Below are 1,651 nucleotides of genomic sequence, written 5' to 3' on the forward strand. Positions count from 1 at the left end.
TCCTTGGGGTCGACCTCGGCCACGACACGCTCTGTCCCATGCCCCACGCCGCGTCAGCGAGCGACGAGCCTCCCGTCGGCTGCTGGCCTGCTCCTTCTTCAACCGCCCATCCCACCTGAACGCTTACTGCGCGGCGGGTTCCTTCGACTTCTTCGTTGGTGCCATTGGCCCCAAAAGCGAGAGGCCCCAGTAACGTGATTGCGCCACGTCAACGGAGCCTCCCAAGAGCAAAGGCAGCCCCGCCAAGGGCCACCGAAGCTCAGACCGCCTCTACCACGTTCCGAGGGCGTAGCCCCCGGAAACGTGTAAGGCCCTGGCCGCGTTGGCGCGCAGCACAGAGCCCCTATGTTGGTCAACAGCCATGCTCGCTTGGGCTCCAGCCGTCAACCCGAGGCGGTAAATACCGCCTGGGGCTGATGCAGTGCGGGCGGCGTGCCAGACATTCGGCTACGTAGAAACCGTGGAGTTCATCCATCCCATGCGATTACGCATCCAGGATGATAGACGCATAATGCTTAGACGTGATTAGTCCGTTCATCATGCCAAAGCTGAACGCCGCTCTTAGCTTGTTGTGCCTCTTGGCCGCTCTCTCGCTTGGGTGTTCCAGTGGCGCCACGGGCACCGTCGGCCGCCGCGACGCCTACTCCCTTGCGTCCTGCACTGACACCGTCTCGTGCTGCGTTCAGCGGAACCCAGGAGCGGCCGAAGCGTGCGGACTCACCGCAGCTGAGGCCGCCGCCTACGTCGGGACCATGGATGCCGCGATGAAGCGCGCGAACGAGAAGGGAGAAGAGGAAGAGGACGACGACCCCGACACAGGATGGAAGGAGCACTGCCGAGAGCTGTACGTGCTTTGCCGAGACGCGAAGAAGCCACGCTGGATTGGCGACTGCTACGCGTGTTTTCGTAACTGTGAGGGGCAACGGCAGTGGCCCTACGAAATGTGTAAGCAGAGAACTCGCTAGGGACCTCCGATGCCGGAACACAGTGCGTGGAATGAAATCAGGGAACTAAACCGCCGCGTCACGGACCTTGGGGAGCCGCTCGTCCTCACGGATGAAGTCCGCGCGCTCTTGGTTGGCACCGCCGCCGAAGTGGCCATCGCGCCTCAGGAGGTCTCCCAGGCAATCCAGGACGACGCGAGTGCCGCCAAGTTGCTCAAGGAGATTGCAAAGCGCATCCGTACCGGCTCGCGGCGCCTGTCGCGTGCGCTCATTGAAGCGAACAAGCTCGAAGAAAACGGCGACCTTGAAGCCGCGCGCGCGCCTTTGCTGGCACTGCTGGATGTTGAGGTTGTTCCGCTCTACCGCGAACAAGCCCAGATTCGGCTAGACGCACTCGACGAGCTGTAACGGCAACGGGGGGGGGGCGCGACTGACGCTGCGCCCCCGCCGTACTCAGGTGCCGCCACCAGTTCCAGGCGGCGTCGGTTCCACGGGCGGCTCCACCCTGCCGCACGCGTCGTCAGTTCACGCCGTCAGACTCGCATCCATGTACGTGGCCTCCGTCCTCGCCGCCAGGGCACCAAGAGCGGCAAGCCCATTGGCCGGGGCCGGGCCAGATCCATCATGCTCGGGGCCGGTGCGCGGACGGTCCAGGAGGGCGCCAGCATCCGGAAAGCCGCCAAGGTGGCCCGGGGGGGGGGCGAGGC

General features: G+C 64.7%; 2 protein-coding genes. Both read left to right on the forward strand.

Features of this window, described 5'->3' with window-relative positions; all coding sequences use genetic code 11:
- Positions 1-539 precede the first annotated feature (539 nt).
- Positions 540-965, forward strand: coding sequence for a hypothetical protein (locus G4D87_RS37520; RefSeq protein WP_163787554.1), 426 nt, complete (start codon positions 540-542; stop codon positions 963-965).
- 9 nt (positions 966-974) lie between these two features.
- Positions 975-1,352, forward strand: a complete 378-nt coding sequence (locus G4D87_RS37525) for a DUSAM domain-containing protein (RefSeq protein ID WP_163787555.1) — start codon at positions 975-977, stop codon at positions 1,350-1,352.
- The last annotated feature ends 299 nt before the right edge of the window (positions 1,353-1,651 follow it).

Source organism: Myxococcus vastator (genome assembly GCF_010894475.1).
Classification (GTDB): Bacteria; Myxococcota; Myxococcia; order Myxococcales; family Myxococcaceae; genus Myxococcus; species Myxococcus vastator.